This window comes from Xanthobacter sp. 91 (assembly GCF_000702385.1).
In the GTDB taxonomy this organism is placed as follows: domain Bacteria; phylum Pseudomonadota; class Alphaproteobacteria; order Rhizobiales; family Xanthobacteraceae; genus Xanthobacter; species Xanthobacter aminoxidans.
In genome coordinates, this window is sequence record NZ_JNIB01000001.1 from 3252114 (window position 1) to 3275765 (window position 23652).

Genomic DNA, 23652 nt, shown 5'->3' on the forward strand with positions numbered 1-23652 from the left:
ATGGCTTCGGCGGGAGCGGGAGAAGAGCTATGCAAGGACAAGGCTGGGCCTCCAGGGCAGTGCGAGGCGTTCCACCAAACGCATCACGAGGTCGATGACGATGCCGAGCAGGGCGTAGACGATGATGCCGGCGATGATGATGTCGGTGCGCTGGTTCTGGTTGGCGTTGATGAGGATGAAGCCGATGCCCGAGCGCGCGTTGATCTGCTCCGCCGCCACCAGCGCCAGCAGCGACACGCCGGCCGCGAACCGCAGCCCGACGAGGATGGACGGCAAAGCGGTTGGGATGATGACGCGGGTGGCGATGCGTCCGTGGGAGAGGCCGAACACCCGCGCCGCCTCGATCAGCTTCTGGTCCACCCCGCGCACGCCGGAGTAGGTGTTGAGATAGACCGGGAAGATGGTGGCGCCGAAGATGAGCGCGATCTTCGCCTGCTCGCCGATGCCGAACCAGATGATGAACAGCGGGATCATCGCGATGAACGGAATGGTGCGCAGCATCTGCAGCGGCGCGTCGAACAGTTCCTCGCCCACGCGCCACAGGCCGGCGAAGAGGCCCAGCACCAGCCCGACGCTCGCCCCCAGCGCCAGCCCCGTCAGCGCGCGGGCAAGGGAGGCGGGAATGGCGGACTGGAGTTCGCCGGTGCGGATCAATTCGGCATAGGCGGCGATGATCTCGGCGGGGGAGGGCAGCACCTCCGGGGCGACGAAGCCGAGGTTGGAGCTTGCCTGCCACACTGCGAGAAGCAGCGCCGGCACCAGCGCGCGGGAGGCGAAGCGTGCCGTCTTGCCGAAGCGCGAGCGGGCCGGGGTCTGCCCGGAGCGCGGGCTGAGGTCCACCAGATCCAGCGCCGCGGATGCGGGCGTCTGGCTGGCGCCGGAAGCGCCGAAGCTGGGCGGAGGCGGTTGAACGGTCATCTCGGCTTTCCGGAGCGAAGGGTTGTGGGCAGGCGGCGGCTCATTCGGCGGCCGCCAGCGTGTCGCCGGCGTCGATGGCGCCGGCATAGAGGTCGTGCGGCAGGTCGTCGGTGCCGACCGGCGCGAGGAAGCGGGCGAGGTGCTTGGCGCGGTCGGCGACGAACAGGTCGCGGCCGATGGCGGCCACCGCGCGGGGAATGTTGTGGCGCAGGCTCGCGATGTCGCCCACCGGGCGGCCGGTGCTGGTCATGGCCGAGAAGGCGAGGAAGTGAATATCTGCGAGGAAGGGCGCGGCGCCCTTCTCCGTCTCCACCAGCTCGAAAGCGGGGCCGAGATAGGGCGCGCTGGCGAGCGCGGCGTCTTCGGGCTCGACCGCCACCTTGTCCGACCATCGAGCGATCGCGGGAGCGAAATCGGCGAAGGGCGGGTAGAGCCGTGCGTCGGCCTGATAGCCGGTGCCGAGCAGGATGAAGTCGGCGTCGAAGACGGCACCCGAATTGAGGGTGATGCGCACGCCGTCCCCGTGCGGCTCCACCGCGCGCCAGCCGGCGTCGAGGTGGATGCGGAAGTTGGCATGGGCCACCGCCCGCTTCACCGCCGCCGGTGGCGGGAAGGAGGCGCGGCGGCGGAAATGGGCCATCACCGCCCAGCGGTCGGCATCGGGCAGTGCGTGGAAATGCTCCCAGGCGCCGAAGAAGCCGAACGGCTTCATGGCGGAGCCCCGGGCGAGGTCCGCGCCGCGCGAGAACAGGTCCACCGCCCCCGCGCCGGCCTCCAGCAGCGCACCTGCCGCATCGAAGGCGGAGGCCGCCGAGCCGAGGATGGCGACGCGCCGGCCGGCGAGGGCCTTCAGGTCGAAGGCGTGGGTGTGGGCGAACAGCTTGCCGGGTAGGTCCGCCACCACATCGGGAATGAACGGTCCGCCCGACCCGGCGATGCCGGTGGCGAGCACCAGCTTGCGGGTGGTCTCGGTGAAGGTCTTCCCCTCCGCCGTGAAGTGGAGCCGCAGCCCCCCTTCCTCTCGCCGCCCCTCCTGCGGCTCCACCCGCGTCAGGGTGACGCCATCGCGCACCTCGACGGCGGACGCCGAGCGGAACCACGCCACATAGTCCGCCCAGATCTCGCGCGGCACGGTCGGCAGCGCGGCATAGGCCTCGACTCCATAGGCCGCCTCGTACCAGGCTTGGAACGACAGGCTCGGCAACCCTAGTTCCGGGCCCGGTGGCACCTTGGGGGTGCGCAGGATGGTCATGCGCGCGGGGCCGCGCCAAATACCCTCTTGGCCTGCCGGGGCGGCATCGACGAGGCTCACGCGGCCAATGCCGGCGCGCCGGAGGCCGAAGGCGGCGGCAAGGCCGCTCTGGCCGGCGCCCACCACCACCACATTGTGCTCGATGCCCTCGGCCTCAGGCACCCAGTCCGTGCCGGTCTCGCCGATGCGGGAGAGGTCGGCCTGAGCCTGCGCGGCAAGACGGGCGAGGGCATTGATGTCGGGGGTGGCGGGCGTGGTCATGGGTCTTGTCCAGTGAAGGAGGAGGAGCGGTCAGCCGGCCTTGGCGATGCCGTCGCCGACGCGGTAGGGGCCGGGGGGCCAGGTGCCGTTCACCGCGAAGTCGCCGACGATGCGCTCGCGGTAGACGCGCGGATTGTGGGAGGAGAGGGTGCGGGCGTTGCGCCAATGGCGGTCGAGGCCCACCCCGCGCCGCGCCGAGGAGGCGCCCAGCGCGTCGAACAGATGGGAGGTGGCATCGAGGATGAGGGAGGTCACCACCGTGACGCCCTGGTTCACCTCGAGGTCCGCCACTGCCACCGAAAGGTCCTGCCCCGAGTTGTCTTGTCCCTCGGAGGTCTCCCGCTCGCGGGTGTCATAGGCCCGCTGGAGCGCCTCGGCCGCCTTGAGCACCACCGCGCCGGCCCCGTAGGCGCTGGCGCGCACCTTGCCGACGATCTGGAGGATCTGCGGATCGGCGCCCGCACGGTCGGCATTGCCATGGCTGAACACGCGCTTGCGCACCGAGACGAGCCGCGCCACGTCGCCCGCCGCTGCCCGGCCGATGCCGGCGAGGGTGGCGAGGTGGACGAGCTGGTAGAAGGCGACCGAATAGCGGAAGCGCTTCCGCTGTGGGTTGATGAGGTCGTCGGAGAGGGTGACGTTGTCGAACTTCGCGGTGCCCGAGGCGGTGAGCTGCTGGCCGAAGCCGTCCCAGTCGTCGACGATGCTCACGCCCGGCGCGCCGGTGGGCACCTGCGCGAGGATGAAGTTGCCCTCCTCATCCTCGGCTCCGAGATTGATCCAGTCGGCGAAGAGGGAGCCGGTGGTATAGAATTTATGCCCGTCGAGGCGCAGCCGGTCGCCGTCGCGCACGATGCGGGTGTTGAAGTGGCCGACCGCATTGTCCGCCCCCTCGGTGAAGCCGCTGCCCGAGGTCTCCCTGGCCGCGATGCGTTTCACCCAGCGGTCGCGATAGTCCTTGAAGGGCGAGTTCAGCACCTCCTCGGTGAAGCCGAAATGGGCGCGGAGCGCATTGGTGACGTTGCTGTCGGCCTCCGACAGCTCGATGAGCAGGTTGAACAGCTCGGGCAACGTGGCGCCGAAGCCGCCTTCGTCCTTGGGCAGGCGCAGGGTGGTGAAGCCGGCCTCCTTCAGGGCAGCGATCTCGGCGCGGGGCAGGCGGTGGGTCTGCTCGCGCTCCACCGCGCTGTCGCGGATGTCGCGGAAGATGGGGCGGAACCGGCTGGCGAGTTCTTCGTACCGGTCGGTGGGGCCGGCGCCCCAGGCGTCTTCGATCTGGCTCATGGACGGATGGATCCTCGGGATGAAGGGCAGCTCAGCCGCCGACGGCGACGCGCGGTGCGGAGACCGCCGTGCCGGGGGCGAAGCGGCTGGCGGGGCGGGGCAGGCCGAAATGCTCCCGCAGCGTCCGGCCGGAATAATGGGTGCGGAACAGCCCGCGTTGGCGCAGCAGCGGCACCACATGGTCGACGAAGACTTCGAGACCCTCGGGCAGCACGTCCGGCATCAGGTTGAAGCCGTCCACGGCGCCGGCGGTGAACCAGGCCTCGATGTCGTCGGCGATGGCCTCCGGCGTGCCGACGATGACCCGGTGGCCGGTGGAGCCGCCGAAGCGGCGGATGAGTTGGCGCACGGTCAGCTTCTCGCGATCCGCCGCGCCCACCAGAGCGTCGAAGAAGGTCTGCATCCCGTCCACCGGGCGCGCCACCTCAGGCAGCGGGCCATCGAGATCGAGGGAGGAGGGGTCCACCTTGAGAATGCCGGCGACGCGGCGCAGCCCGTAGTCGCCGGGGGTGAGCGCCCACAGCTCCTCCTCGCGGCGGCGCGCCTCAGCCTCGGTGGAGCCGATGATGGTGGCGAGGCCGGGCAGGATGACGATGTCGTCGCCGCGGCGGCCGAAGGTGTGGGCCTGGGTGCGGACCGAACCGGCGAAGGCGAGCGCCTCCTCCAGCGTGTGGGCGACGGAGAAGATGGCTTCCGCATGTCGCGCGGCGAGGCGGATGCCGTCCGTCGATCCGCCCGCCTGCACCAGAACCGGCCGGCCCTGCACCGAGCGCGGCACGTTGAGCGGCCCGCGCACCGAGAAGTGCCGGCCGCGATGCTCGATGGGGTGGACCTTGGCGGTGTCGATGAAGTGGCCGGACGCCTTGTCGCCGACGAAGGCGTCGTCCTCCCAGCTGTCCCACAGGGCTGTCACCACGTCGGCGAACTCGTCGGCGCGCTCGTAGCGATTGGCGTGGGCCTCAAGCTCGTCGGTGCCGAAATTGCGCGCGGCTGAGGCGTCGGCGGTGGTGACGATATTCCAGCCCACCCGGCCGTTGCTGGCGATGTCGAGGGAGGCGAAGCGGCGGGCGAGATTGTAGGGGTCGTTGAAGCTGGTGGAGGCGGTGCCGATCAGGCCCAGATGCTCGGTGGCGGCGGCGACGTGCGCCAGCACGATGGTCGGCTCCAGCGCCTGGAAGGGGCGCAGGTCCGGCCGGTCGGAGAAGGCCGGCACGTCGGCGAGGAAGATGGCGTCGAAGGTGCCGCGCTCGGCGATCTGGGCGACCTTCACATAATGGGCGATGTCGGCATAGGCGCCGGGATCGGACGACGGCGCACGCCAGGCCGAGCTGTAGAAGCCGGCATTGAGGGTGTTGACGTTCAGGTGCAGCTGGCGCGGGGCCATGGCGTCTCTCCCGAAGGGCGGAGACCGGCCGGTGACTCGCGTTGGAAACGGGTGCCGGCCAATCGGTGCCGGCTACTCTACGATCACAAATAAGTTTGTCTATAAATTTAATGGAAAATATCGCGCAAGTCGGGCCAGAGGCGCCGCCGGCCTTTGCCGGGCCGGCGGTGGGGGCCGTTCAGGGCGCGGGGGTTCCGTGCAACTGGTGCAGGGCGTCAGGGTCACGTCGAGCGCGCCGAGATCTTCCTCCAGCTGCGCGAGGGTGGTGGCGCCGATGATGTTGGAGGTCGCGAACGGCCGGCTGGTGACGAAGGCAGGGGCGAGCTGCGCGGGGCTCAGGCCGACCGCGCTGCTTCCATTCCGCTTCCACGGTGCACGGCCAATGTCAATGGAAGCAGAAAACGCCCCAAAAGGCGTCTGCCAACCATCTGATTTTCTTGAGAGAAACTGGAGCGGGCGAAGGGATTCGAACCCTCGACCCCAACCTTGGCAACTTCGAAATACTGCTACGCCGCGATACGCTATGGCTCTAAAATATGCTATTTGTCATGTAGTTATTGATTGTCGGCCTGCGACGCAATATCCTCCTTTAGCCAATGAAGCGCGTTCTGTTGGAGACATTTTGGAGACAAGACCGCGCTTTGCGGACCTTTGTCTCCACGGGGGAACGGCATGCCAACCACAAAGCTGACGAAGAGGGCTATCGACGCATTCGCCCTCCCCACGGAGAATCAAATCGTTCACTGGGACAGCGAAATCCGCGGCTTTGGAGTCCGGGTTCTGCCTTCGGGGCTCAAGACCTTCATCCTGCAATATCGAAACGCTGAGGGGATCAAGCGGCGGACCAATCTCGGCCGCTATGGAGTCATGACCGTCGAGCAGGCTCGGGACAAGGCCAAGATCAAGCTCGGCGCAGTCGCTGCCGGCGAGGATCCGGCGGACGAGGCTCGCCAGGCTCGCAGCGGAATGACTGTCGCTGAGATGTGCGACTGGTACCTCACCGAAGCGCGAGCGGGAAACATTCTCGGCCGCAAGAACCGGCCGATCAAGGCGTCTTCACTCGACATGGACGCAAGTCGGATCCGGACACACATAACGCCACTGCTTGGAAAGCGTGTCGTCCGCCACCTGACCATCGCAGATGTCGAGCAGATGCAGGCTGATATTAAGAATGGGAAGACCGCGAGGCCGCGCACCGGTGGGCGCGGTGGCAAGGCCTCAGGCGGCGCAGGTGTGGCCGGACGGTGCGTCGGGACGCTTCAGGCCATCATCGGCCACGCCAAGCACAAAGGACTTCTTTCCGAACACCCGACGAAGGGTGCGAAAAAGCTGACAGGCAACAAGAAGAACCGACGCTTGAGCGTTGCTGAGATCGAGGCGCTCGGTACGGCCATCGCATATGCCGAACGAAACGGAGAGAATCCGACAGCTCTCGGCGTCTTGCGCTTGCTTCTGCTGACGGGTTACCGACGTGAAGAAGCGCAAGCCATGTGCCGCGCGTGGGTCCATCCGAAGGGTGGCTACGTGGCTTTCCCCGACACCAAGGGTGACGCACAGGTTCGAGCTATAGGTCCGGCGGCAATCCGTATCGTCGACGCTCAGCCCACTGTTGCGGGTAACCCGCATGTGTTTCCGTCCGATATCACAGATGGACCATTCACAGCGGTCAGCTCATGCTTGGATCGTGTCTGCACGCTCGCGGGCATCAGTGGGGCGACACCACATACCCTTCGGCACACCTTTGGCAGCGTTGCCGGCGATCTCGGTTTCTCGGAGCTAACGATCCGCGCGATGCTTGGGCTCGCATCGCGCAGCGTCACGCAGGACTACATTCATATTGACGAAGCGCTGAAGCTTGCGGTGCGCATGACATCGGACGAGATCGAGAAGCTACTCGCCAGAGGCGCCCAAAGATCCTCCGCAATACCCGCAGCAGCAGAGTAGCTCCTGCCCCCTGATGCACAGTGGGCATGGACGGAGGCAGCGTCGGGGGCTGCCCTCTCCCCGACCACGTCGCGTAGCCTTCAGGCCATGCCCCCAATGGGTCGGAGCGGCTCGCTCTGCGCTCCCCGACGAAACGGTGGTCCGTCGGCACCCGAGCTCATAAACAAGGCAGTGGTCGCCCGAGATAGGCCCCTAGCTTCGGTACCCCATCGGCAATGTGGTCGATAACGGATGCCGAAACGGCAGCCTTAACAAGGGCGATGGTAAAAATGGTCCTGCCGGCGACGGCCTTCAGTCGCTAAAGGCCGTAGTGCAGATCAATCGCCTCCACCAACTCGACGAGCATCGTTCTGACGCTGATCCAGTGCGTACCGACGGACAATGCTGGGCGATGAGCGGCCCGCAAAAAGCACATCAACACGGAATCTGAATGCCGCGCTAGAGATGCCAGATGTGGCCCACTCGGCGCATGAGTTCCAGCAAACCAGTGCTTTACCGTTCGCTCGCTGGTTCCCGTCCAACGCATCGCGGTCTTGATGGCCTGGTGCGTCGTGCCCAGCTCTCCTCTTAGTGCGGCAGCGATGGTCTGTGCAAACTCACCGTCGCCGCCTGATCCACGCGGTCCGCGGGGTAATTTCTTGCCCTCTTTCGGAAACATGTTGCCCATCCTCCGCAGTTACTCTGTTTGGCAATGCGGGGCGGCTCGCTTGGCCCAAGCGAGCATATGCCCGCCGGTGCTTTGCCTCGGCGACAGGCGTGACCAGGGATGACGTATCGTGGTGGAGCGAAGCGACCAGCGTAATGGTGGCCAGGAAGGGGTCCGCAAAACTCCTCGCGCCGTTCAATACGTCCGCATGTCGACCGAGCATCAGAAATACTCGACCGAGAACCAGGCCGAAGCGATCCGCCAATACGCTGCCGCCCGAACAATCGACATTGTCAAAACATATGCAGACGAAGGTAAGAGCGGTCTTAGCATCGATGGGCGAGACGCCCTGAAGCAGCTTATCGACGATGTCGACGCCGGCCGCGCCGACTTCGAAATGATCCTGGTCTACGATGTCAGTCGGTGGGGACGCTTCCAGGATGCCGATGAAAGCGCCTATTACGAGTACATCTGCAAGCGCTCTGGCATCTCGGTGCAATATTGCGCCGAGCAATTCGAGAACGATGGCAGTCCCGTTTCGACCATCGTCAAGGGCGTCAAGCGAGCGATGGCCGGCGAATATAGCCGCGATCTTTCCGTGAAGGTGTTCGCAGGGCAATGCCGGCTGATTGAACTGGGATTTCGTCAAGGCGGTCCGCCAGGCTTTGGCTTACGCCGCGCGCTCATCGACCAATCGGGCACCCCTAAGGGAGAGTTGAACCGCGGCGAGCAGAAGAGCATTCAGACCGACCGCGTGGTGCTGACGTCTGGGCCTGATGGCGAAATCGCCGTGGTCCGCACGATCTACCGACGGTTCGTAGAAGACCTGGCATCCGAAAGACAGATCGCGGAGGAACTGAACAAACGGGGCTCGACGAGAGAAGCCGGCCGCCCCTGGACCCGCGGTACGGTCCATCAGGTTCTGATCAATGAAAAGTACATCGGCAACAACGTTTGGAATCGAGTTTCATTCAAACTGAAAAAGAAGCGCATTCGAAATCGACCCGAAATGTGGATCAGAGCCGAAGGGGTCTTTCCGGCGATCATCGATCGCCATGTCTTCGAGGCGGCTCAAACAATCATTCGAGCCCGGTCGTTTCGGATGTCGGATCAGGAAATGCTCGATGCGTTGAAAGACTTGCGTGGAAGCCTCGGCCTGCTTTCAGGCCTCATCATTGACGAAGCGGAGGGTCTGCCTTCGAGCAGCGCATATCGATCCCGCTTCGGCAGTCTCCTGCGCGCATACCACCTTGTGGGCTATACACCGCGACGGGATTATCGCTATGTCGAGATCAACCGCGGCTTGCGCGCGCTCCACCCAGGCGTTGTCTCTGAGATCCTCGGGAGGCTTCGCGATATAGGATGCCATCTGTCTACGGACGCGGGCACTGACCGGATCTCGGTGAACGGCGAGCTGGCGATTTCCGTCGTGATAGCCAGATGCCATCGCACGTCGGCGGGCTCCTTCCGATGGCGGCTGCGCTTCGACACAGGCCTTCAGCCGGACATCACCATCGCCGTGAGAATGGATGCCTCCAATGAACGCCCGCTCGACTATTATCTGTTTCCTGGCATCGATATCGCCACAGAAAAATTGAAGCTCGCCGAGGACAATGGCTTAGCCATTGACGGCTACAGGTTCGACTCGCTCGACCCTCTCTACGAGCTTCTGGAGCCTGTGATTGTTACGGAGGCCGCCTGATGCCCCGTTCGGTGGACCATAAGGTCGAGATGATCTCAATCGCAAGGATCAATATCCTTAACCCCCGCGCGCGTAATAAGCGAACGCATCGCGAGATCGTCGACAACATTGAAGCCATAGGCCTGAAGCGGCCGATTACTGTAAGCCGCCGCCCCGGACCCGGAACGGCGAGATACGATCTTGTGTGTGGGGAGGGACGGCTAGAGGCATTTCGCATGCTCGGCGAGACCAAGATCCCGGCAATCGTGATCGACGCACCTGAATCCGACTGCTTTGTCATGAGCCTCGTTGAGAACGTCGCGCGGCGCCAGCACCGACCTATCGACCTCATGCATGAGATCGGGAGTCTCCACAAGCGCGGTTATTCCGATGCCGAGGTGGCGCAGAAAATCGGTGTCACCCCGAGTTGGGTGAATATGATCGCCACCTTGCTTGAGAATGGAGAAGAACGTCTCGTCGCTGCCGTCGAGACAGGGCTCGTCCCGATCAGCTTCGCCGTCGACATTGCTCGAGCTGAACACACTGAAGTTCAAAACGTCCTTATGGATGCGTATGCCGCCGGCACGATAAAAGGCAAGAAGCTTAGCACCGTGCGTCGCATGCTTGACCAGAGGATGAAGCGCAGCAAGACGGTCAGAGATAACGGCCTAGGCATCAAGAATCCGCCAAGGAAGATTACCGCAGCGGACCTCATGCGCCTCTATCAGAGGGAGGCTGAAAAACAGCGCCTATTGGTCAAAAAGTCGGATTACGCGCAGGCAAAACTCCTGTTTATCGTCGAATCGCTCAAAGAACTCCTCCTGGACGACGGCTTCACAACGCTTTTGCGCGCCGAGAGGCTGGACACGATGCCTCGCGCTCTTACGGCGCGGATCAAGGGGAGGCAGTGAGATGACAGGCAGCGAGAGCGAAGACGGCAGACGCGTCAGGCTCGCATTCGAGCGTGAGGCGCGGCGTCTGAAAATCGGTCAGATCGTGCCGCTTAAGACCCTGCGGTCCGGAGCGAAGGAGAGTAAGAAATACGCCCAGATCCTCTCCTCGGTACGCGCCATCGGCCTCGTCGAAGCCCCGGTGGTGACGCCCGATCGCAAGCAGCCGGCCACCTATTTCCTGCTGGATGGCCTGATGCGCATCGAAGCGCTGAAGGACCTCGGCATCGACGAGGTCGAATGCCTGATCTCGACGGATGATGAAGCTTACACCTATAACAAGCGCGTCAATAGGTTGTCGGCGGTTCAAGAGCACCGGATGATCGTTCGAGCGGTGGATCGCGGTGTGCCTGCCGAGCGGATCGCCGAGGCGCTGGGTCTCGATATTCACACGATCCGACGCCGCTTCCGCATGCTCGATGGAATCTGCGCAGATGCTGTCGAGCAGCTGAAGGATACTTCCTGCCCGCTGTCCGTCTTCGACCTCCTTCGCCGCATGGTGCCCATCCGGCAAGTTGAGGCGGCAGAGCTGATGGTCGGCCAGAACAATTTCTCGACAATGTTTGCCAAAGCCCTGCTCGTCGCTACGCCGGAGAACCAACTCGTCGACCCGCGAAAGCGGAAGCCGGCAGGCGCGACAGCGGTCACATCGGAGCAGATCTCTCGCATGGAACGAGAGCTGGCGAGTCTTCAAAGCCAAGTGAAATCAGTTGAAGAGACGTATGGCGTCGACAATCTGCACCTGACGGTGGCCAAGGGTTATATTGCCAAGTTGCTGACAAATTCCCGCGTGGTGCGATGGCTGTCGCAACATCGACAGGAATACTTGCCCGAGTTCCAGGCGATAGCCGAAATTGGCAACATTGGTCCGGACAGGACTGCTGCGGAATGACAACAAAGGGGACCCGGACCCGATAAGCGCGGGGACCGCGGGAGACGCCGCACGATGGGGCGGATCAAGCGCGGCGGCGGGGATGGCGGCGAACCCGCTCGGAGCCCGCAAGGTCGCCGAGTTTTCGGCTGGCCGCGTGCCGGTTTGTCGCCGCGCACTAGGGACCGGGGGCGTGCCGGTAGAGTGCCGAGCGCTCACCGTGCGCCCCCTTCTGCTAGCATTTGCATCATTGCAATTGCTTGGGATGTTCCCCGCCCTGCATGGAGCGCGCCGGGGAATTGATGGCGGACAGGGAGGAGCATTCTCGTATAGCGCTCGAATGGGGCTACCGAGAGAAAGAGGTTGGACCGGATTTCCATGACGGATTGAGGGTTGGGAGAGAGGCTCCCAGCACCCGTCGTGGAGTTTGGTCGCATGACTGAGGTTCAGGTTCTGGATGTGAGCCAGGAAGCCGCCGGCGGTTACAAAGTGGATGCAAGACGTGGCGGGGTGATCGGGAGGGTATCTTCGGAGTGGTTCTCCCGGCCGGCGGACGAGCGCTATCTGTCCCTGTCGGAGCTCTATGGCGCAGTGCGCGGCCGGTCCGACCGGAGCAGGACCCGGACCGTGGAAAGTGTCGCCATCCGTGTGGAGGCGAGCCGCGACATGCCGGAGCGGTTGACGATCGCGCTGCCCGGGACGGAGGCGCCTGTGGCCCCGACCCACTGGAGCTTCGGCCAGCTCGCGAGCCTCATCGGCGCACCGGCATCTTATCTGCGGCAGCTTCCGGCGCCGCTCGCCGGCATCAACCTGCAGCACGGCCTCCTGATGCACCGCGCCGAGCAGGTGAAGACGCTGGAGGTGGAAGGCGGCCGCGTCGAGCTCCGGGCAGTGACCGGTCCCGACTATGGCCGCATCTACGACCATGAGCTGGTCGACGCCGTGCGCCGCATTGCCGGCAACGGCACCGGCGATACCCGTTGGAAGGTGCCGGGCGTGCTCGACTGGTCGACCGGCATCTATAATCCCCGCGTCGACATCACCAAGGACACCACCACGCTCTATGCCTCGGACCGGGACGTCTTCCTGTTCCTGGTGGACGACCTCAACCCCATCGAGGCCGGCCGGTTGCCGGATGGCTCACCCGACTTGTTCTTTCGGGGCTTCTATTGCTGGAACTCGGAGGTGGGCGCGAAGACGCTGGGCATTGCCAGCTTCTATCTCCGGGCCGTGTGCCAGAACCGCAACCTTTGGGGCGTGGAGGATTTCGAGGAGATCACCATCCGCCACTCCAAGTATGCCGCCTCCCGCTTCGCCCATCAGGCCGCGCCGGCCCTTGAGCGTTTCGCCAATTCCTCGCCCATGCCCTTCGTCAACGGAATCAGGGCGGCCCGCGAGCGCATCGTGGCGCGCACCGACGAGGACCGTACCGAGTTCCTGCGTCGCAAGGGCTTCTCCAAGGCGGAGACGCAGAAGGTCATCGACACCGTGCTCGCCGAGGAGGGCCGCAAGCCGGAGAGCATCTTCGACTTCGTGCAGGGCATTACGGCGGTGGCGCGCGACAAGCCGCACCAGGACGCCCGCCTCGATCTGGAGGCCCGGGCGAAGAAGCTCCTCGACCGGGCTGCCTGAGATCCGCAAAGCCGGAGATGCGGAATGTCGTGTCTCCGGCTTCGTGCGGTTCCAGCTTTCCGGATTGTCGGTTCTGCGGCGCTGCCCTCAGAGGAAGAGGGCGGCGCCGTGCTTCGTGACGGGTTGGAGGCCAGAGAGAGGTTCTCCGGCCGCCCGTCGCGGAGAAGCATCCCATGGCCACGGCTGTTCAGAAGATCACCCTTTCGTCCTCGCGGGACATCCCCTTCAACAAGCTGGTGCTCAGCCAGTCCAACGTCCGCCGGGTGAAGGCCGGCGTCTCCATTGAGGAACTCGCCGAGGACATCGCCCGACGGGGCCTGCTCCAGGGCCTCAATGTCCGCGCCGTGGTCGATGCGGATGGCGTCGAGACCGGCATGTACGAGATCCCGGCCGGCGGCCGGCGCTACCGGGCGCTGGAGCTGCTGGTGAAGCGCAAGCGCCTCGCCAGGACTGCGCCGGTGCCCTGCGTCGTGCGCGAGGGCGGCATCGCCGAGGAGGATTCCCTTGCCGAGAATGTCCAGCGCGCACCTCTCCATCCCCTCGACCAGTTCCGCGCCTTCCTCGCCTTGCGGGAGAACGGCCAGTCCGAGGAGGAGATCGCCGCCGCCTTCTTCCTCTCGGTCGCGGTGGTGAAGCAGCGGCTGAAGCTCGCCTCCCTCTCCCCAAAGCTGCTCGACACCTATGCCGAGGATGGCCTCACCCTCGACCAGCTCATGGCCTTCACGGTGTCCGGTGACCATGAGCGGCAGCAGCAGGTGCTGGAGCGTCTCGCCCAGGCTTACGACAAGCAGCCCCACGTCATCCGGCGCATGCTGACGGAAGGCGCTGTCCGGGCATCTGACAAGCGGGCCCGGTTCATCGGCATCGAGGTCTATGAGGCGGCCGGCGGCACAGTGCTGCGCGACCTGTTCCAGGGCGATGACGGCGGGTGGCTGCCGGACGTGACCCTCGTCGACCGGATGGTGGCGGAGAAGCTCGCCATTGAGGCGGACGGGATCCGGAGCGAAGGCTGGAAGTGGATCGAGGTGGCGCCGGACTTCGCTTATGGCCACACCTACGGCCTGCGCCAGCTGCGTGGCGAGCCCACGCCGCTCACGGAAGAGGAGGAGGCTGCGCGGGTGACCACCCAGACGGAATACGATCGCCTGTCGGAAGAGCACCCCGATGCCGACGAACTCCCCGAGGAGATCGATGCACGGCTCGGCGAACTCGAGGCGATGCTGGAGGCTTTCGAGACGCGCCCCCTTGAGTTCGATCCGGCTGAGGTCGTCCGTGCCGGCGCTTTCGTCAGCATCGCGCAGGACGGCAAGCTCCGGGTGGAACGGGGCTATGTCCGACCGGAGGACGAGGTGCCTGTCGAGGAGGACCAAGAGCGTTCCGCCGAGAGCCATGATGGGTCTGCCATGCCCTCGGCACCGCACAAGGAGGCGGCGGCGTGCGATGCACCTGCGGAGCCCGAGGAGGAAGACGGGCTCGCCCCGATCTCCGACCGGTTGCTCACGGAGCTGACCACCCATCGAACGCTCGGCCTGCGCCATGCGCTCGGTGAGCAGCCCGACATCGCCTTCCTCGCGGCGGTCCACGCTCTCACGCTGAAGGCCTTCTACGCCTATGGCTCGGATAGCTGCCTTGAGCTCGATCTGAAAAGCGTGTCCTTCAGCGTCCAGGCGCCGGGCCTCAATGACAGCGTCTCTGCCGAGGCGCTCCGTGTCCGTCACGAGAGCTGGGCCAAGGCGCTTCCGAAAGAGCCGGTCGCGCTCTGGGACACCCTGAGCGGGTGGGACCGTGATAGCCGGGCTGCCCTGTTCGCCCATGTGGTGAGCCTCTCGGTCAATGCGGTGCACGAGGCGTGGAACCGGCGTCCCCGCGCCTTCGCCCATGCCGAGCGCCTGGCCCAAGCGGTGTCGCTCAACATGGCTGCGGTCGGATGGAAGCCCACTGTCGACACCTTCCTGGGCCGGGTCACCAAGGCCCGCATCCTGCAGGCGGTGACCGAAGCTAAGGGCAAACGCGCGGCCGAGCGGATCGCCCACCTCAAGAAGGGCGATATGGCCCGGGAGGCTGAATCCCTTCTCGTCGACAGCGGTTGGCTCCCGGAGGTCCTGCGGACCCAGCCCTACGTTATCGCCGGCGAAGAGACGGCGGCGATCGACGGCGAAACGGCCATGGCCGACAGCGAGGACCTCGCCGACACTGAGGAGCCCGAAGCGATCTCTCCCCCGATCGCCGCCGAATAACCCTCCCGGGCAACCTGGCCCGCCGCCCGTGGCCCCGCGCTCCCCCTGTCGCGTGGTCCGGACGGCGGGCCTTTCTTTTGGAGCGTCCCCATGGCGGATGCGGCTCATGAGCTCAGTCGCCAGCTCGGCCGACAGGCGGAGGCGGTCTGTCGCCACTATCTCTCCGCAGGCCGGCGGCAGGGGCAATATTGGCAGGTGGGCGACGTTCGCAACACGCCCGGCCGCTCCATGTTCGTGCGGCTGTCGGACAGCTTGAAAGGCCCGGCCGGAAAATGGACCGATGCGGCGACCGGGGAATACGGTGATCTTCTCGACGTGATCCGGGAAAGCCGGAGCCTGTCCAACTTCACCGATGTGGTCGCCGAGGCTCAAGCATTTCTGCGCCTTCCGCCCACCTCCCCAGATGCGGAAGTCCCCCATCGCACGAAGCCGAGCTCCTCACGTGATCCGGTCATCTCGGCACGACGGCTATTCGCCGCCGCACAGCCGATTTCGGGCACAATCGTAGAGACGTATCTGCGGAACCGCGGCATCACGGCTTTGCACGAAACCGGAAGCCTGCGCTTTCATCCCCGCTGCTATTATCGCGCCGATGCACAGGGGCCCACTCACCCCCTGCCGGCCATGATCGCGGGTGTCACTGATCTCAGGGGACGGACCATGGGCGTCCACCGGACATGGCTCGCTCCGGATGGATCGGACAAGGCCGCCATCGCTACACCCCGGCGCGCCATGGGTCACCTGCTGGAGCACGCGGTTCGCTTCGGCAGGACTGACGACGCGATGGCCGCCGGCGAGGGCATCGAGACCATTCTGTCACTTCGCTCCGTGCTGCCCAACCTCCCCATGGCAGCGGCGCTCTCGGCCGCACACCTTGCCGCCATCGCCTTCCCGCCCCGGCTGCGGCGGCTCTACGTCGTCCGCGACATCGATCCGGCTGGCGACAGGGCGCGAGACAGCCTCATCGCACGAGCGAACTCCGCCGGAGTCGAGGCCATCGAGCTCTCGCCGACGCTCGGCGACTTCAACGAGGATCTGCGCGCCTTTGGTCTCGATGCGTTGCGGGCGGAACTGCGATGCCAGTTTGCTCCCGAGGATGTCAGCCGCTTCATGATGCTGAGCCCGTGACCTGAATGAGCCGGGAGCGGGGATGCGCTGACGCCACGCTCTGAAGCTCACCGCCGACAGAGGACCCGCAGCCAGGCCTTCCAGAGGGCGATCGGCCAGCAGTCGCGCCGTCCCGGCAATGGCTGCGGCCGACGATTTTCCGTCGGCGGTGTTCCCCACGACGCAGGCGTCGTGGGGGCCCCGACACGCGCCGTTTCATCGCGAAACAAAATCGCCGGCCTTCGCCATCCTCCGCTCACGCTCCGGCCCCGCGCTGCTCGCGGGGTGCAGGTCCGTCCCGCCCGCCGGCTTCGTCGCCATGAAGGCCGCAAGGCTGCGGTCCAACCGACAGAGCCTCCCATGAGCACCGAGCACGACGAACCCCGCCACGCTTCCTCACCGACTGATCACCTGCTGCAGGAGCTGCAACTCTACGGCTACCGTCCCGCAGCTGACGAAACTGATCCCCGGCCGCTTCCCGATACCGACCGCGTCACCGGTGCCATCGCCGACATCTTCGATGCGTTCATCGCGACGCTCCAGGACACTCGCCTCGAGCCGGACCTTCCCGATCTCCTGTGGTCGACGGTCCATCTCTTCCACCGTGCCGCCGGCCGCATCTCGGGCACCCTCGACGACAATGAGCAGGGACAGCGCCGCAGCCAGCAGGAGCAGGACGGCAGCGAGGTGCGCTCGGTGGAACTGGAACGCCTCATCACCGAGGGCCAGAGCCTCATCGAACGCCGCGACACCCTTGAGCAAATGCGGGATGAAGCCGCCGATGCCTTCGAACGCCACACCGGATCAGCCTGGCGCCCGCGCTCCGGATCGCTGGTGAACCACCGGCACCTCACTGCTGCCCTCATCGACAGCCGCGATTTCCTGGCCGCCCGCAGACGCGCGGAGACCGAGGTGCTGATGCCCGCAGGTCCGAAGATCGCCTTCTCCGGTGGTGACACGGCCGATCACAAGCTCATCTGGGCGAAGCTCGACCAGGTGCACGCCAAGCACCCCGACATGGTGCTGCTGCACGGCGGCTCACCCAAGGGCGCCGAGAGGATCGCCGCCTGCTGGGCCGATGCGCGAAAGGTGCCGCAGGTGGCCTTCAAGCCGGATTGGACGCGTCACGCCAAGGCCGCCCCCTTCAAGCGCAACGACCAGATGCTCTCGGTCATGCCGATCGGGGTCATCATCTTCCCCGGCACCGGCATCCAGGACAATCTCGCCGACAAGGCGCGCAAGCTCGGCATCCCGGTCCATCGCTTTGGGTCGGGCGGCGCGTGAGCGCTGCCCCTTCCTCGACCATCGGAATCGAATTTCACGGGGCCTTATCGCATTTCATTGGACTGCGGTTCTCGTCATCGATTTTCAGCGGACTGGCCAGCAGGACCAGCACTCATCGGTGTAGAGCCGAGCGAAACCTCCTGAGCAAGCGCATGCGAGGAGACGGCCACGCCTGCCGATCTTCAAGCGACGGCTCCCCCGCTTTGCTGCGCTGTTCCTTGGTCCGGCCGAGGGCCTGACGCCATCAACCCGCGAGGGGTCGGCTACGCCCAGCGTGCCGCCGCTCCCGCTTCGCCGTCGCGGTGATTGCGGCCCACGGCCGGACCCATCGGGCGCCTGTCAGCGGGGGATGGTCCTCCGCTTCGAGCAGGAGCCGGACCCCATGTCCTCCACCGATGCGCAGGCCTTCGCCCTCAGCCTCGCCAAGACCTTGATTGTTGTCATCGTGATCTTCCGCGCCGGCGACGGCAGCTTGTCGGTCGTGCCGGCAGACGAGTTCGACGGTGACGCTTCGCAGATCGTCCGCGAGATCGACCCCTTCGCCAGATAGAGAAGGTGTACGCATGACGTGCCGAGTATCTCCATTGCTGGGATTCCGGCATCCATCTTTCCTTGCTATGCTTGAGATCGCGCTGCGGTGGTGGTGGAAGGCGCGACCGTCAGAGCTGTCCTCACGGGGACACCACCATGATCTTCCTCGGCATCCCGCTTGGTCTCGCCGCCATCGCGTTATTCTGCTGGCTGCTGTTCACGCTCGCCGTCTTCGCGCTGCCGTTCTTCGTCGCCGTCAGCGCCGGCACCTGGGCCTACCATACCGGCGGGGGCTGGCTCGGTGCGATCATCGTTGGCCTGATCGCCGGGTGCGTCACGCTCGGCATCGGCCAGGTTCTGTTCGTGATCGTTCGTCCGATGTCGGCGCGGCTCCTCGTTGCGCTCGCCTTCGTCGCCCCGGCCGTCTTCGCCGGTTATCACGCCACGCGTGGTATCGCGCAGCTCGCCATGCCGTCAGAGACGTGGCAGATCGTTTTCTCGATCATCGGCGCTGTTGCCATCGGCGTCACGGCGCTGTTGCAGATCGCGGGCATGGCGCCCCGCGGTCAGTGGCGGACCAGTGCATGGTGGGGTGATCCTGCCCGGTTGTACCGGGTGCGGTGGAATCACGCGCAGTTGACCCGGAACGGGGGACGTGAAGCCGAAGAGGATCGGACCGGTCTTCCGTGAGGTTGCGGCGGGTCGCCATCATCCCCGTTCGGCCTCCGTCGGTCGACCGCTCCAAACGGCCTCTCCAATGGGCGGATCTGGCCGCAGGACGGCTGCGCCTCGACCGCCTCTGCCGCAACGGCGCATCATGACTTTCTTCCCCTGCCGGACCCCACCCCACGCGACAGGTCGCGTGGGGACCCCGAGGCGCCGTCATTCCTCGCGAGGCAAGAAAGTCCCTCTCGCGCCGTCCTCCGCTGTGCTCCGGTCGCAATCCTCACCCCATCGCGCCAGCGCGACGGGGACCCGGGGCGATGCGGCGTCGGTCGCCTCCGGCCTTCCGATCGCCATCGAGGCCGCATGGAGCGGGCTCGGAAACGGAAGACGGAGACTTACCATGGCCACCATCGGCACCTTCAAGAAGACCGGCGCGAACGAGTTCACCGGCGAGATCGTCACCCTCAGCGTCCAGGCCAAGGGCGTGCGCATCGTCCCCGACCTGCGGACCAACGGTGAGAACGCTCCCAGCCACCGGGTCCTGGTGGGCCGGATCGAGATCGGCGCCGCCTGGTCCAAGCGCTCCAGCGAGGGCCGCGACTATCTGGGCCTCAAGCTCGACGACCCGAGCTTCAACGCCCCGATCTACGCCAACCTCTTCGACGACGAGGACGGTGACACCTTCTCGCTGATCTGGTCCCGCCCGAGCGGGCGCCGCGGCGAGTGAGGCGATCAAGGCCCCGGTCGGTTCCGGCCGGGGCTTTCCTACCATCAGGTTCCCCGGTCAGTCCTTGCCGTCGGGCTGCACCAGCTCGACGTGGCTGACGCCTAGCGCCTGAGCCAGCTCGTAGAGGGTGATAACCGTCGGATTGCGCCGGCCACGCTCAAGGCCGCTGATATATTGCTGGCTGAATCCGGAGCGCGCCTCGACATCCTCCTGAGTCAGGCCTTTCTCCTGACGCAGGCGAGCGAAGTTCCGGCCGACCAGCTTGCGCATATCCATGCGCAGACGGATCGCAATTTACACACTTTGAGATTATCAACTATAATATGTAATCAAGTGACCGTAGCGGGTTAGACGGCGGCACTCCCGATGCCAAGCGATTGTCGAGCGCCCCCGGGAATGCCCCCAGCGCGCAGGCTCGCTTCGCCATCCGCTGTCGTCTAGAAGGGACCAAGGTTGCGTCAGGCATGGAAACAGGGGGGTGACATGACCGACGCGTTTGCAGACACCGTCCCAATCGCTCCCGAGCTCACCGACTACGACCGGGCGCACATCAAGCTCTACGCACGCCTGCTCGACGCCACCGCGGATGGCGCCGGCTGGGAGGAGATCGCCGCGGTGCTGTTCGGCATCGACGCGGCTCGGGAGCCCGACCGTGCCCGTCATGTCCATGACAGCCATCTGGCGCGGGCCCGTTGGGTGGCGTCCAGCGGCTACAAGGACCTCCTCCACCGTCCTGTCTGACGTTGCAGCCCGTTTGCGGGGGTGATGCTGCAGCCGCATCACGCGATGCTCTTTGGCAGACTTCCCCCAGCATTCTCAATCCCAGATTGTCCTCGCTCGACACGCACCCTTGATGCGGAGGCGAGTGATGAAGCCCGATACATCGCGCTGGCGAGAGGATGCCAGCTACGTCTATTTCGACACGCTGTCGGTGGAAGGCCTCGCCTGGGAATGCCTGCGCCGGGACGAGACTTACCAGGAACACTACCACTCCCTCGTAAAGACTGGCTCAGACGCCGACCCGCTCCCCCGGGAGGTGGAGCAGCGCTGGGGGCTGCGATTTCGCCGCGCGGCCATCTCTCTCCGCTGTGGAACAGAACGTCCCGTGGTCGCCGGTTGTCGATCCGGCCGTCGTGCTTCTCGCCCAGCAGCCCGCGTTTCTTCCGGGCGCGGCCAGCGTCTCCTTCGGCGACATGGTTGCGCCGCACGACAGCGCCGAGGGCCGATACCGGGTCCATGGTCCGGCGCCTCATGCCACGCAGGTGCTGCTGCTGACCGGGACTCGCCCCGATGCGCCGCTGGCGGCACTGATCCCGCTGGACGCGGACATGATAGGGCGGATGGAAGCGCTGAACCGCTTCTGGCGCTCTGTCGAGGGGCGGCCGGCGATCCCTGATACCCGCATCACCGCGCAGCAGCGTGGCCGGCTGCGCACCATGAATATTGCGGCCTCACGCTTCCCACCCACCGAGCGGACTGAGCGCGGCGATCGACGCGGCGCGCAGCGAACTGCGGCCAGGTCGCCTTCATCGCAGCGATCTGCTGGTCGATGGAGAGGGGCGCCGCCAGCATCAGATCTTGTGCCCGAAGAAAGTGTGAGGCCGCGCCGCCGAAACCGCCGGGTTGACGGTCGACGCGGCGACGGCGGCGATAGGCAACAGCACGCCGCCGCGCCGCGTGTAGAGCTGACGCGACTGCTGGATCCCGCCACCAACCTCGGTTGCGATCTGGTCCGCGGCACGGGTCACGACGCGATCTCCGAAGTTCCCGCGCAACGTGTCCATCATCGTGTTGGGAAACATCTCGCCCTTACGCATCGCCTCGAGCGAACGGACGAGCTCGTGCAGGTGTTCGGCGAATTCATCCTGCTGAGTAATGGATTCCGGCCAGCGGTCGGTGAACACATCGGTCGCGCACACCGGATTGGCGACATGCAGCAGCCGGCCGTAGAGCGAAGCCTGCTCGATGTCGCGGATGATCCAGCTCGCGAGGCGAACGAGCATGGCGCTGAGCGACATGTTCGGCTGCGCGGCAAGCCCGGCATAGTAAGAGAGCACCACCGACGGCGGGATGCGGCCGGAGTAGCTGGCATAGCGGATGTTGCGGAAGCGCTTGAGGAGCTGGAGGGCGAGTGTCGCCGTGTTCTTGACGATGAAGTCGCACTGATCCGGAACATCATCCACATCGGCGTCGGCGCGAGCGGCAAGGCCGGCATGGTCAAGCCATCGCCGGTGGAACTCCTTCGCCATGCGCAATTCGAGCGGCGTCCTGCTCGCATACCACTGCGCGAAGCCATAGGCGTTCATGTCGACGAGGCGATCGTCGTCCGAACGGCGCGGGCCCTTGGCGTGAGTGATCAGGCTTTCGCGATCGAGCGTGGCGTAGACGCGCAGCGACGGCGTGACGTCGAGATGCATCTTGTCGGCGTAGAACAGGGTGACGCAGCGCGTCTGCCGCAACACCCGCTGCACCGGATAGTCGGTAAGCGCGGCTTCGAGCGCGGTCAGGATTTCAAGAGGCGCCATGCCGCGAAAGCAGCCGCCGAGCTGCGAGACGATGTCGAGATCATACTCGTCGTCGGTGCCGCGCGTCGAAATCGTCGCATCAATCGCCATGGAGCCCTGCGGGTAGAAGTGCTCGATCTGGTCGAAGAAGGCGGTCGTGGCCTCGAGATGGCGCCGCACCGCCTCGTAACGCGACTTCGCCTTGTCATGGAGCGAGGGCGGCAGCTGAACGCTGAGCGCGATCTCGGCGAGGATACGGTCGAGAGGGTCGTCGAAAGGATTGAGGCCGGTCGGCGCAAGCTGGATGTTCACATCGATCTCCACGGCGGGCTGGACTGCATCTGTGCATCTCGCCACCGCCCGCGCGATGTTCGGGATGATATAAGACTATGTGCGTCTACTCCGAACAAGATGGGGAGCTTGAATGCGCCTGTCAAGGGACATAGAATATGGCTACTCCGAACACGCGTCGGAGGAGGAATTCTGGAAGGGCCGGTTATGAAATTTGGTGATCGGATCAAGGAGTTGCGAACGAAGAAAGGTCTGACCCTTGATCAGCTGGCCCAGGAGACCGGCTCCTCGAAGAGCTACATCTGGGAACTCGAAAACAAGAATCCCCCCAGACCGTCTGCGGAGAAGCTATCCTCAATCGCGAGTGCCCTGGGGGTCACCGTCGATTATTTGATCGGCGCCGACACGCAGACCCTAAGTGACGCGGAGGACACCGCGTTCTTCCGTCAATATAGCGGCCTACCGGAGGAGACACGCCGTCAGATCCGAGAGATGGCTCGCATCCTGGATACCAAGACGCGTAAATGAACGCGCCCCCCCGCCTCTGGCCGCTAAAGGAGGCGGCTCGCATCACTCAGATGCTGGATCTGGTCCTCGGAGCCGACCGTTTTGATCGCGCGCCGGTCGATATGATTGGTCTCGCGCTGGAATACTCTCAACAGATTGCGCCACAAAGTCCCATCCATCAGGTCGTCGAACGCGACATCCCCGGCTGCGTCGGCGCCTTGGTCTATGGAGAGGCGCGACCGCGCCAGTGGGCGATTATGTACCATGTCGGCCAGTCCAGCGGCCGCCGCGCGTTCACGGTCGGGCACGAGTTCGCCCATTATGTCCTCCACCGCCAACTGATCGAGGAAGACGGGTGTTTCGACGGCGGCATCTATTGCGACGAGAACGCTGTGGTCCGTCGCGGAGGCTCTGGCATTGAGCAGGAGGCCGACGAGTTCGCAGCGGCGCTGTTGATGCCGCTTCACGACTTCCGTCGGCAGCATCCCGCCACCAAGCGCGTCGATTTCGACATCCTCGGGCGCCTCGCGAAGCGCTATGGCGTCTCGATGACCGCCGCGATCCTGCGGTGGCTCGAGTACACCGAAACGCGAGCGATGATGGTGGTTTCGAACGAGGGCTTTGCCCACTGGGCAAAGCCGAGTGAGCCTGCGCTTAAGTCCGGGCGGTTCATCCGGACAAAAAACACGGTGTTCGAGTTGCCCGCGCAGGCATTCGCCGCGCGCGGCGACTATTCGGACGGTGCTCTCACGGGAATGACGCAGGCTGCAGGTGTGTGGTTTCACGAACCAGTGCATGAAATGTGCCTACGCTCGGATCGATACGATCAGGAAATCACCGTGCTGCAATTCGAGTCCGAGGGCCCGCGCTTCCAGGCGGAGGAGGAGGGGCCCGACGTCTTCGATCGATTCATCGGCAGGGGACAACTGCCAAGCCGATGATGCACCACCGCTCCGTAGGGAGCCGAACGCCCCT

General features: G+C 65.2%; 20 protein-coding genes and 3 pseudogenes. 15 read left to right on the plus strand and 8 right to left on the minus strand.

Going from position 1 to position 23652, the window contains the following annotated elements; all coding sequences use genetic code 11:
* Positions 1-27: 27 nt before the first annotated feature.
* From A37E_RS0115345 to A37E_RS27455, 5 genes and pseudogenes are all read right to left on the minus strand, one after another.
* Entirely contained in the window at positions 28-918 is an 891-nt protein-coding gene (locus A37E_RS0115345) for an ABC transporter permease (RefSeq protein WP_081837620.1), read from the minus strand.
* A gap of 40 nt (positions 919-958) precedes the next feature.
* Positions 959-2431, minus strand: a complete 1473-nt coding sequence (locus tag A37E_RS0115350) for an FAD-dependent oxidoreductase (RefSeq protein ID WP_029557412.1) — start codon at positions 2429-2431, stop codon at positions 959-961.
* A gap of 30 nt (positions 2432-2461) precedes the next feature.
* Complete coding sequence (locus A37E_RS0115355; RefSeq protein ID WP_029557413.1) at positions 2462-3715, minus strand: acyl-CoA dehydrogenase family protein; 1254 nt, start codon at positions 3713-3715, stop codon at positions 2462-2464.
* 31 nt (positions 3716-3746) lie between these two features.
* The gene (locus tag A37E_RS0115360) at positions 3747-5099 is read right to left on the minus strand and encodes an LLM class flavin-dependent oxidoreductase (RefSeq protein ID WP_029557414.1); all 1353 of its coding nucleotides are present in this window, start codon (positions 5097-5099) and stop codon (positions 3747-3749) included.
* A 99-nt stretch (positions 5100-5198) separates the two neighbouring features.
* A pseudogene (locus tag A37E_RS27455) lies at positions 5199-5441 on the minus strand (hypothetical protein); the annotation flags it as partial.
* Between the two features lie 330 nt (positions 5442-5771).
* Here A37E_RS27455 and A37E_RS0115365 point away from each other — a divergent pair.
* On the plus strand, positions 5772-7043 hold the full coding sequence (locus A37E_RS0115365) for an integrase family protein (protein ID WP_029557415.1): 1272 nt from the start codon (positions 5772-5774) through the stop codon (positions 7041-7043).
* Positions 7044-7341: 298 nt separating this feature from the next.
* On the opposite strand, the gene A37E_RS26510 is transcribed toward A37E_RS0115365, so the two are convergent.
* The gene (locus tag A37E_RS26510; RefSeq protein ID WP_081837621.1) at positions 7342-7701 is read right to left on the minus strand and encodes a hypothetical protein; all 360 of its coding nucleotides are present in this window, start codon (positions 7699-7701) and stop codon (positions 7342-7344) included.
* 118 nt (positions 7702-7819) lie between these two features.
* On the opposite strand from A37E_RS26510, the gene A37E_RS0115370 reads away from it, so the two are divergent.
* The 10 genes and pseudogenes from A37E_RS0115370 (at position 7820) to A37E_RS0115420 (ending at position 19375) form a co-directional block, all read left to right on the plus strand.
* On the plus strand, positions 7820-9391 hold the full coding sequence (locus tag A37E_RS0115370) for a recombinase family protein (RefSeq protein ID WP_280938444.1): 1572 nt from the start codon (positions 7820-7822) through the stop codon (positions 9389-9391).
* Positions 9391-10281 (plus strand): plasmid partitioning protein RepB C-terminal domain-containing protein, encoded by an 891-nt coding sequence (locus A37E_RS0115375; RefSeq protein ID WP_029557417.1) that lies wholly within the window; start codon positions 9391-9393, stop codon positions 10279-10281. Before A37E_RS0115370 ends, A37E_RS0115375 begins: the two co-directional genes overlap by 1 nt.
* 1 nt (position 10282) lies before the next feature.
* Positions 10283-11212 (plus strand): plasmid partitioning protein RepB C-terminal domain-containing protein, encoded by a 930-nt coding sequence (locus A37E_RS0115380; protein WP_029557418.1) that lies wholly within the window; start codon positions 10283-10285, stop codon positions 11210-11212.
* A 414-nt stretch (positions 11213-11626) separates the two neighbouring features.
* Positions 11627-12823: a hypothetical protein gene (locus A37E_RS0115385; protein ID WP_029557419.1), complete on the plus strand. Its 1197-nt coding sequence runs from the start codon at positions 11627-11629 to the stop codon at positions 12821-12823.
* Between the two features lie 173 nt (positions 12824-12996).
* Positions 12997-15060: a ParB N-terminal domain-containing protein gene (locus A37E_RS0115390; protein WP_029557420.1), complete on the plus strand. Its 2064-nt coding sequence runs from the start codon at positions 12997-12999 to the stop codon at positions 15058-15060.
* Between the two features lie 90 nt (positions 15061-15150).
* On the plus strand, positions 15151-16188 hold the full coding sequence (locus tag A37E_RS0115395; RefSeq protein WP_029557421.1) for a toprim domain-containing protein: 1038 nt from the start codon (positions 15151-15153) through the stop codon (positions 16186-16188).
* Positions 16189-16527: 339 nt separating this feature from the next.
* Entirely contained in the window at positions 16528-17451 is a 924-nt protein-coding gene (locus A37E_RS0115405) for a DUF2493 domain-containing protein (protein ID WP_029557422.1), read from the plus strand.
* 382 nt (positions 17452-17833) lie between these two features.
* On the plus strand, positions 17834-18001 hold the full coding sequence (locus A37E_RS27215) for a hypothetical protein (protein ID WP_197022994.1): 168 nt from the start codon (positions 17834-17836) through the stop codon (positions 17999-18001).
* Positions 18002-18138: 137 nt separating this feature from the next.
* Positions 18139-18540: pseudogene (locus A37E_RS0115415) on the plus strand (hypothetical protein); the annotation flags it as partial.
* Between the two features lie 508 nt (positions 18541-19048).
* A complete protein-coding gene (locus A37E_RS0115420) occupies positions 19049-19375 on the plus strand; it encodes a DUF736 domain-containing protein (protein WP_029557424.1) in 327 nt (108 codons plus the stop codon).
* A 57-nt stretch (positions 19376-19432) separates the two neighbouring features.
* Here the strand turns inward: A37E_RS0115420 and A37E_RS0115425 are convergent, their stop codons facing one another.
* A complete protein-coding gene (locus A37E_RS0115425; protein ID WP_029557425.1) occupies positions 19433-19651 on the minus strand; it encodes a helix-turn-helix transcriptional regulator in 219 nt (72 codons plus the stop codon).
* Positions 19652-19858: 207 nt separating this feature from the next.
* On the opposite strand from A37E_RS0115425, the gene A37E_RS0115430 reads away from it, so the two are divergent.
* Positions 19859-20116 carry a DUF2285 domain-containing protein gene (locus A37E_RS0115430; protein ID WP_029557426.1) on the plus strand — a complete coding sequence of 86 codons (258 nt, stop codon included), beginning with the start codon at positions 19859-19861 and terminating at the stop codon, positions 20114-20116.
* A 127-nt stretch (positions 20117-20243) separates the two neighbouring features.
* Positions 20244-20387: pseudogene (locus A37E_RS27710) on the plus strand (DUF6499 domain-containing protein); the annotation flags it as partial.
* Between the two features lie 559 nt (positions 20388-20946).
* Here A37E_RS27710 and A37E_RS0115435 read toward each other — a convergent pair.
* Complete coding sequence (locus A37E_RS0115435) at positions 20947-22191, minus strand: nucleotidyltransferase (protein WP_029557427.1); 1245 nt, start codon at positions 22189-22191, stop codon at positions 20947-20949.
* Positions 22192-22377: 186 nt separating this feature from the next.
* Here A37E_RS0115435 and A37E_RS0115440 point away from each other — a divergent pair, with 186 nt between their 5' ends.
* Together A37E_RS0115440 and A37E_RS0115445 are read left to right on the plus strand one after the other, a co-directional pair.
* A complete protein-coding gene (locus A37E_RS0115440) occupies positions 22378-22698 on the plus strand; it encodes a helix-turn-helix transcriptional regulator (RefSeq protein WP_029557428.1) in 321 nt (106 codons plus the stop codon).
* A 50-nt stretch (positions 22699-22748) separates the two neighbouring features.
* Positions 22749-23618: an ImmA/IrrE family metallo-endopeptidase gene (locus tag A37E_RS0115445; RefSeq protein ID WP_348550881.1), complete on the plus strand. Its 870-nt coding sequence runs from the start codon at positions 22749-22751 to the stop codon at positions 23616-23618.
* The last annotated feature ends 34 nt before the right edge of the window (positions 23619-23652 follow it).

Coding starts and splice junctions, on each gene's coding strand:
- A37E_RS0115345 (WP_081837620.1), bottom strand. CDS start 918: ATGACCGTTCAACCGCCTCCGCCCAGCTTCGGCGCTTCCGGCGCCAGC.
- A37E_RS0115350 (WP_029557412.1), bottom strand. CDS start 2,431: ATGACCACGCCCGCCACCCCCGACATCAATGCCCTCGCCCGTCTTGCC.
- A37E_RS0115355 (WP_029557413.1), bottom strand. CDS start 3,715: ATGAGCCAGATCGAAGACGCCTGGGGCGCCGGCCCCACCGACCGGTAC.
- A37E_RS0115360 (WP_029557414.1), bottom strand. CDS start 5,099: ATGGCCCCGCGCCAGCTGCACCTGAACGTCAACACCCTCAATGCCGGC.
- A37E_RS0115365 (WP_029557415.1), top strand. CDS start 5,772: ATGCCAACCACAAAGCTGACGAAGAGGGCTATCGACGCATTCGCCCTC.
- A37E_RS26510 (WP_081837621.1), bottom strand. CDS start 7,701: ATGTTTCCGAAAGAGGGCAAGAAATTACCCCGCGGACCGCGTGGATCA.
- A37E_RS0115375 (WP_029557417.1), top strand. CDS start 9,391: ATGCCCCGTTCGGTGGACCATAAGGTCGAGATGATCTCAATCGCAAGG.
- A37E_RS0115380 (WP_029557418.1), top strand. CDS start 10,283: ATGACAGGCAGCGAGAGCGAAGACGGCAGACGCGTCAGGCTCGCATTC.
- A37E_RS0115385 (WP_029557419.1), top strand. CDS start 11,627: ATGACTGAGGTTCAGGTTCTGGATGTGAGCCAGGAAGCCGCCGGCGGT.
- A37E_RS0115390 (WP_029557420.1), top strand. CDS start 12,997: ATGGCCACGGCTGTTCAGAAGATCACCCTTTCGTCCTCGCGGGACATC.
- A37E_RS0115395 (WP_029557421.1), top strand. CDS start 15,151: ATGGCGGATGCGGCTCATGAGCTCAGTCGCCAGCTCGGCCGACAGGCG.
- A37E_RS0115405 (WP_029557422.1), top strand. CDS start 16,528: ATGAGCACCGAGCACGACGAACCCCGCCACGCTTCCTCACCGACTGAT.
- A37E_RS27215 (WP_197022994.1), top strand. CDS start 17,834: ATGTCCTCCACCGATGCGCAGGCCTTCGCCCTCAGCCTCGCCAAGACC.
- A37E_RS0115420 (WP_029557424.1), top strand. CDS start 19,049: ATGGCCACCATCGGCACCTTCAAGAAGACCGGCGCGAACGAGTTCACC.
- A37E_RS0115425 (WP_029557425.1), bottom strand. CDS start 19,651: ATGGATATGCGCAAGCTGGTCGGCCGGAACTTCGCTCGCCTGCGTCAG.
- A37E_RS0115430 (WP_029557426.1), top strand. CDS start 19,859: ATGACCGACGCGTTTGCAGACACCGTCCCAATCGCTCCCGAGCTCACC.
- A37E_RS0115440 (WP_029557428.1), top strand. CDS start 22,378: ATGAAATTTGGTGATCGGATCAAGGAGTTGCGAACGAAGAAAGGTCTG.
- A37E_RS0115445 (WP_348550881.1), top strand. CDS start 22,749: ATGCTGGATCTGGTCCTCGGAGCCGACCGTTTTGATCGCGCGCCGGTC.